The following is a 6,203-nucleotide window of genomic DNA, read 5'->3' as shown; positions in this document are numbered from 1 at the left end:
AGGCCCGGTGCGCCGCACGGCGCATCGCGCCGCGCCGCCGCCGGAAGCCCGGCCGGACGGCGCGCTCCCGCCTCGCAAGGCACGATCCATGAAACACATTGTCGGTGGCCACAAGTCGGGCCGCTATTGATATTAACTCACGACTTCATTCCGAAAACGCAACACCTCGGCACGCCGATCCGATGCGCTTGCGCGCCGACATGGGACGTTTCCAAAGCCTGCAGACGGGCACGAGGACGCGTCGCAACTCGACGCAAGTTGATGACAATCCTGCATCACCCTGTGCGGAAATATCGTTTGCCGGCCGTGCGTCGGGCACACACAATCGTTGCGACGTCGAGGTGCACCGCACCCGGCGCGCCGCCGGCCGCCACAACGGCAGCCGGACGCCTGACGAAGGCGACACGCATCGCGCCCCGGCTCACTGGCGCGCTTTCGCACCGCATCACCGCTGCCCGGCCCGCAGCCGGCAACGCGTCGCGCTTCGTCATCGAAAAATAATCCCGGAGACAGCGCCCAGCGCCCGCCATGCATTCAGATGCCCGCCCCGATTCACCCCGTCCGTCCGGCTCGCCGCCCGCGAAGCCGTCCCTCCACCGTGCGCTGCAGGCACGCCATCTGCGGATGATCGCGATCGGCGGCTCGATCGGCACGGGCCTGTTCGTCGCGTCCGGCGCGTCGATCTCGCAGGCCGGCCCCGGCGGCGCGATGCTCGCGTACATGGTGATCGGCCTGATGGTCTATTTCCTGATGACGAGCCTCGGCGAAATGGCCGCGTTCATGCCGGTGTCGGGCTCGTTCGCGACCTACGGCGCGAAGTTCGTCGACGAAGGCTTCGGCTTCGCGCTCGGCTGGAACTACTGGTACAGCTGGGCCGTGACGCTGGCGGTCGAACTCGTCGCCGCTCAGCTCGTGATGCATTACTGGTTCCCGCACGTGCCGGGCGTCTGGTGGAGCGCGCTGTTCCTGACGTTGATCTTCGCGCTCAACGCGCTGTCGGTGCGCGGCTTCGGGGAAGCCGAATACTGGTTCGCGCTGATCAAGGTGCTGACGGTGCTCGCGTTCGTCGGCGTCGGCCTGCTGATGATCTTCGGGATCATGCAGGGCGGCCCGAGCGCGGGCTGGGGCAACTTCACGATCGGCGACGCGCCGTTCGCCGGCGGCTGGGCGACGATGCTCGGCGTCGCGATGATCGCGGGCTTCTCGTTCCAGGGCACCGAAATGATCGGCGTCGCGGCCGGCGAGTCGGAAAACCCGCGCACGACGATCCCGCGCGCGGTGAAGCAGATCTTCTGGCGCATCCTGCTGTTCTACGTGTTCGCGATCTTCGTGATCGGCGTGCTGATTCCCTATACCGACCCGAACCTGCTGAAGAGCGACGTGACCGACATCGGCGTGAGCCCGTTCACGCTCGTGTTCCGCCACGCGGGCCTCGCGTTCGCGGCCGGCGTGATGAACGCGGTGATCCTGACGGCCGTGCTGTCGGCCGGCAACTCGGGCATGTACGCGTCGACGCGGATGCTCTACAACCTCGCGGTCGAAGGCCGCGCGCCGAAGATCTTCGCGAAGCTGTCGCGCGGCGGCGTGCCGCGCAACGCGCTGTACGCGACGACGGCCGTCGGCGCGCTGTGTTTCCTCACGTCGCTGTATGGCGACAAGACGGTCTACCTGTGGCTGCTGAACACGTCGGGCATGGCCGGCTTCATCACGTGGCTCGGCATCGCGGTCAGCCACTACCGGTTCCGCAAGGGGTTCCTGAAGCAGGGCTACCGGCTCGACCAGCTGCCGTACCGGTCGAAGTGGTTCCCGTTCGGCCCGCTGTTCGCATTCGCGTTGTGCGCGGTCGTCGCGCTCGGCCAGGATTATCAGGCGTTCCTCTCCGACAAGATCGACTGGGTGGGCGTCGCTGCGACCTACATCGGCCTGCCGTTCTTCCTCGCGATCTGGCTCGGCTACGCACTCGTGCGCAAATGCCGCCTCGTGCGCTACGAAGACATGGAAATCGCGCCGTGGATCGAACGCAACGCGACACCCGAAACCGCGCCGCAGGCCGAAACCGGCTACGCGGGCTACATCGCCCGTCCGGCCAACCCGACACCGGGCACCTGACCGCGCGAGTCGGCCCGCATCGGCCCGCACCCGCCCACTTCGCACCGGCCGCCGCCCAGTCGCGACGGCCGATGCCCTGCGCCCCCATTCGACGCGGCGCGCGCGTTCAGGCAAGATCGACGCGCGCCGCCTGTTTTTCCGCCGTTACGAGTCAACGAAATCGCATGCAGAACTTCTACGAAGCCACCGTTACCCGCCAGCCCTACCCGCAACTGACCGGCACGATCGACACGCAGGTCTGCATCGTCGGCGGCGGCCTCGCCGGCCTGTGCACGGCGCTCGGCCTCGTCGAGCGCGGCGTGCATGACGTCGTCGTGCTCGACAGCGAACGGGTCGGCTTCGGCGCATCGGGCCGCAATGGCGGCTTCGTCTTCGGCGGCTACAGCCTCGACAACGCCGACCTGCTGCGCACGCTCGGCCGCGACGAGGGGCGTCGGCTGTACCGGCTCACCGTCGATGCAGTCGACCTGATCCGCGCGCGGATCGCGCGCTACGGCATCGACTGCGACATCGTCGACCAGGGCGTGATGCTCGCGAACTGGTTCGACGATCCTTCGAGGCTCGACAGCGTGCGCACGCTGATGAAGGACGAACTCGGCGTCGACTGGGAACCCGTTTCGACGGCCGCGCTGCGCAAGCGGCTGAAGACGCAGCGCTATTACGGCGGCCTGTTCGAGCCGAACGCGTTCCACTTCCATCCGCTCAAGTACGTGCTCGGCGTCGCGGCGGCCGCATCGCGCGGCGGCGCGCGCGTGTACGAACGCTCGGCCGCGCTCGGCATCGCGCGCGAAGGCGCCGGGTACGTCGTACGCACCGCACAGGGCACGGTGCGCGCGAAGGACGTCGTGTTCGCCGGCGGCGGCTATGCACGCGGCGTGTCGCCGCGCATCGAGCGCGCGGTGCTGCCGATCGCGACCTACGTGATCGCGACCGAGCCGCTCGGCACGCGCCTGCCCGACGCGATCGACGCACCGTACGCGATCTACGACACGCGTTTCGCGTTCGACTATTACCGCCCGCTGAAGGACACGCGCATCCTGTGGGGCGGCCGGATCTCCGTGCTCGACCGCGGCCCCGATGCGATCGCCCGCCTGCTGCGGCGCGACCTGCTGCGCGTGTATCCGCAACTGGAAGACGTGAAGGTCGACTACGCGTGGGGCGGGCTGATGAGCTACGCGCGGCACAAGATGCCGCAGATCGGCCGCGACGCGGACGGCGTGTGGCACGCGATCGCGTTCGGCGGCCACGGGATGGCGCCGACCACGGTCGCCGGTGAAGCGCTCGCGGCCGCACTGGCCGAAGGCCGGCCGGTGCCGGAAGGCTTCAACGCGTTCGGGCTCACGCGCACGTTCGGGCTGGCGGGCCTCGCGGCCGCGCAGCTCACGTACACGGCGTACCAGGCCCGCGACGCGCTCGCGTCCTGCCGCCGCTGAGCGGCCGCGGCGGCCGGAACCGCCCTGCCGATTAGAGCGGAAGGTCGGCCGGGCGGGGATTTCCCGCATGCTAGAATGCCTTTTCCACGCCGCCGAAGCCACAATAAAGTCACATGAAAGCAGGAAGCAAGGCCGCCACGTCCGATACCCGCACGCTTCCGTCCGATGCGCGGCGCAAATACGATCCCGAGCAAACCAAGCGCAACATCCTCGATGTCGCCACGCAGGAATTCTCCGCGATGGGGCTCGCCGGCGCGCGCGTCGACGCAATCGCCGAGCGTACCAACACGACGAAGCGGATGCTCTACTACTACTTCGAAAGCAAGGAAGGCCTGTACGAGGCCGTGCTGGAGAAGGTGTACGGCGACATCCGCGCACTCGAGCAGGAACTGCACGTCGGCGACATGGAGCCGCGCGAAGGCATGCGCCGCCTCGTCGAATTCACGTTCGACTATCACGACAAGCATCGCGACTTCGTCCGCCTCGTGTCGATCGAGAACATCCACGGCGCGAAGTATCTCGAACAGCTCAAGTCGTTCAAGAACCGCAACGTCAGCATCATCAAGACGCTCGAGGAACTGGTCGAGCGCGGCGCGGCGAGCGGCGCGTTCCGCAAGGACATCGACGCATTCGACCTGCACCTGCTGATCAGCTCGTTCTGCTTCCACCGCGTGTCGAACCGCTACACGTTCGGCGCCGCGTTCGGACGCGACCCGTCGGCGCCGCGCCTGCGCGCCCGGCATCGCGACACGATCGCCGACGCCGTGCTGCGCTACGTCGCCGCATAAGCGACGACGGCGGCCGGTTTCCCGGCCGGCCTCACACCGGGCGCGCGACATCCGCGCCCGTCGCCTTCTCTCAGGTCAGTCCGTCGGCGCGGCCGACGCCAGTGCGATCCGCGCCTTCTCTTCCGGGCTTCCCGCCACGTAGTACTTCTTCGCCCAGCTCGAATCGGGCGCAAGCGCGAGCCGCGCATGCGCGCCCGTACCCGTGCCCGTGCCGTGCTGCTGCTTCGCATCGATCGCCAGCGCGCGTGCACGATAGTGCTCGTAAAGCCTCAGGAATTCCGCGAGATAGATCGCCGCGATCCGCTTGTCGCGGATCTCGAGCAGGTTCTCGTCGTTGTACTGCTCGGAATTGCGGCTCATGTTCGCCGAGCCCGTATAGACGACCGGATTCGCGCCTTCCGCATCGATCACGATGAACTTGTGATGGATCACGACCGGCGGAAAGGCCGGCGCCGGCTCGCCCGGGAAGAGGCGCAGCTCCGGCTCGAAACCCTGCGGCACGGTGGCCGGCGAGAAATACGCGGCATCGATCACGTCGCGGTTGTCGCGGCTGCGGTGATACAGCTCGAGGTTCGCGAGCGTCGCCGCATCGAGCGTCCGGCCGGCCTGCCGCGCGGCATCGGCCTTCGTCGCGCTGCCGGCGTTGATCCTGTTCACCAGCCCGAACATCATCAGCCCGCGGTCGCCGGCCGCGAAGCACGCGTCGCGCAGCGCCGCGTCGGTCGGCATGAACAGGCAGAACGACACCGAATGCTTCGCGGCCGCGATCGCGGCGACGATCGTGTCGATCTCGGTGCGCTGCCCCGCCGGTTCCGGCGAAAACGCGAGCCGCACCTGCGCGCTGCCGATCGTCATCGGTTCCGACCAGCCCGGCGACAGCCGCGCGGTCGCCGCGATCGGCGGATTCCCGGCCAGCGCATGCGCACGCGCGTTGTAGAGCGCGGCAAGCTCGGGCGAATCGAACGCGTGCAGCACGTTCGCCTGCTCCGTGAGCCCCTCGGTCGTGAAGTTCGCGGAGCCGGTCAGCACGCGCGCGGGGGCCGGGTTCGACGCCGCATCGGTCACGATGAACTTGTCGTGCATGATGTGCGTCCGGTCGCGCGGCGCGAGCGTCGCGAGCCCCTGCAGCGCGTCGACGGCCGGCTGGTTCGGCGACGGTAGCGGCGGCTTGCCCTTGCGCGCCGTCGTGTGCGCGTCGTAGACGATCGCGAGCGACGCTTCGCCGTGAGTGCGCCCGAACGCTTCGAACGCGGGCAGCGCCCACAGCGTGTCGGTCAGGTGATAGACGGCCGACGCCGCGCGCGATGCCGGATCGAGCATCTCCGCGAACACCTGCTCCATGTCGTTCGCGAGCCAGGTGCGCAGCTTCAGCGCCTGCGCGTCGCTCGGCGCCGCATTCGGCGCGAGGCCCAGCGCCGCCACCTGCTTCGCGAACGCCTGCGAACTGACCACCGCGCGGTTGAACCACGTGCCGATGCCGTCCTCGACATGCGCGGGCAGCACGACGTCGCACACGCCGGCTTGCGCGTCGAGTACCTGCAGATTCGCCGGCGTGCCGACGACCGGATACACGTCGTAGCGAAACGATGCACCGCGATCCTGCGGATCGATGCGCGCATCCCACCACATGAATTTCTGGATCGGCGCCTGGTCGGTCGGCGCGTCGCCCTGCGTGTGCGCGGCCGGGCCGTCGAACGTCAGGCGGTTCGGCAGCCAGCTGTCCGGCGCACGCGTCTTGCCGTCGGCCGACCAGAAGCCCGGCGTGCGCCGGATCGCGAAACCGAGGAAATCGGCACGCGACGCCGCATCGGGCCAGTCGAAGGCCAGCAGGACCAAGGTGGGGGAAAGATAGCTGCGCACGCTGACGGTCATT

Annotated in this window: 4 protein-coding genes; 3 read left to right on the top strand and 1 reads right to left on the bottom strand. The window is 68.4% G+C overall.

Going from position 1 to position 6,203, the window contains the following annotated elements; translation table 11 throughout:
- Window positions 1-528: 528 nt before the first annotated feature.
- The 3 genes from DPV74_RS20810 to DPV74_RS20800 all read left to right on the top strand — a co-directional run bounded on the left by DPV74_RS20810 (window position 529) and on the right by DPV74_RS20800 (window position 4,330).
- Window positions 529-2,109 carry an amino acid permease gene (locus DPV74_RS20810; protein WP_060170484.1) on the top strand — a complete coding sequence of 527 codons (1,581 nt, stop codon included), beginning with the start codon at window positions 529-531 and terminating at the stop codon, window positions 2,107-2,109.
- Between the two features lie 164 nt (window positions 2,110-2,273).
- Window positions 2,274-3,542, top strand: a complete 1,269-nt coding sequence (locus tag DPV74_RS20805; protein ID WP_059697059.1) for an FAD-binding oxidoreductase — start codon at window positions 2,274-2,276, stop codon at window positions 3,540-3,542.
- A gap of 113 nt (window positions 3,543-3,655) precedes the next feature.
- Window positions 3,656-4,330 carry a TetR family transcriptional regulator gene (locus DPV74_RS20800; RefSeq protein WP_027790537.1) on the top strand — a complete coding sequence of 225 codons (675 nt, stop codon included), beginning with the start codon at window positions 3,656-3,658 and terminating at the stop codon, window positions 4,328-4,330.
- A gap of 75 nt (window positions 4,331-4,405) precedes the next feature.
- Here the strand turns inward: DPV74_RS20800 and DPV74_RS20795 are convergent, their stop codons facing one another.
- Window positions 4,406-6,202 carry a phospholipase D-like domain-containing protein gene (locus tag DPV74_RS20795; protein WP_119337871.1) on the bottom strand — a complete coding sequence of 599 codons (1,797 nt, stop codon included), beginning with the start codon at window positions 6,200-6,202 and terminating at the stop codon, window positions 4,406-4,408.
- Between the last annotated feature and the right edge of the window lies 1 nt (window position 6,203).

This window comes from Burkholderia sp. HAN2018 (assembly GCF_024704855.1).
GTDB lineage: Bacteria > Pseudomonadota > Gammaproteobacteria > Burkholderiales > Burkholderiaceae > Burkholderia > Burkholderia cepacia.
This window is presented reverse-complemented; position numbering and strand designations above follow the sequence as displayed.

What these genes read in the sequence shown, in the direction of transcription:
- DPV74_RS20810 (WP_060170484.1), top strand. Translation starts at nt 529, where the DNA reads ATGCATTCAGATGCCCGCCCCGATTCACCCCGTCCGTCCGGCTCGCCG.
- DPV74_RS20805 (WP_059697059.1), top strand. Translation starts at nt 2,274, where the DNA reads ATGCAGAACTTCTACGAAGCCACCGTTACCCGCCAGCCCTACCCGCAA.
- DPV74_RS20800 (WP_027790537.1), top strand. Translation starts at nt 3,656, where the DNA reads ATGAAAGCAGGAAGCAAGGCCGCCACGTCCGATACCCGCACGCTTCCG.
- DPV74_RS20795 (WP_119337871.1), bottom strand. Translation starts at nt 6,202, where the DNA reads ATGACCGTCAGCGTGCGCAGCTATCTTTCCCCCACCTTGGTCCTGCTG.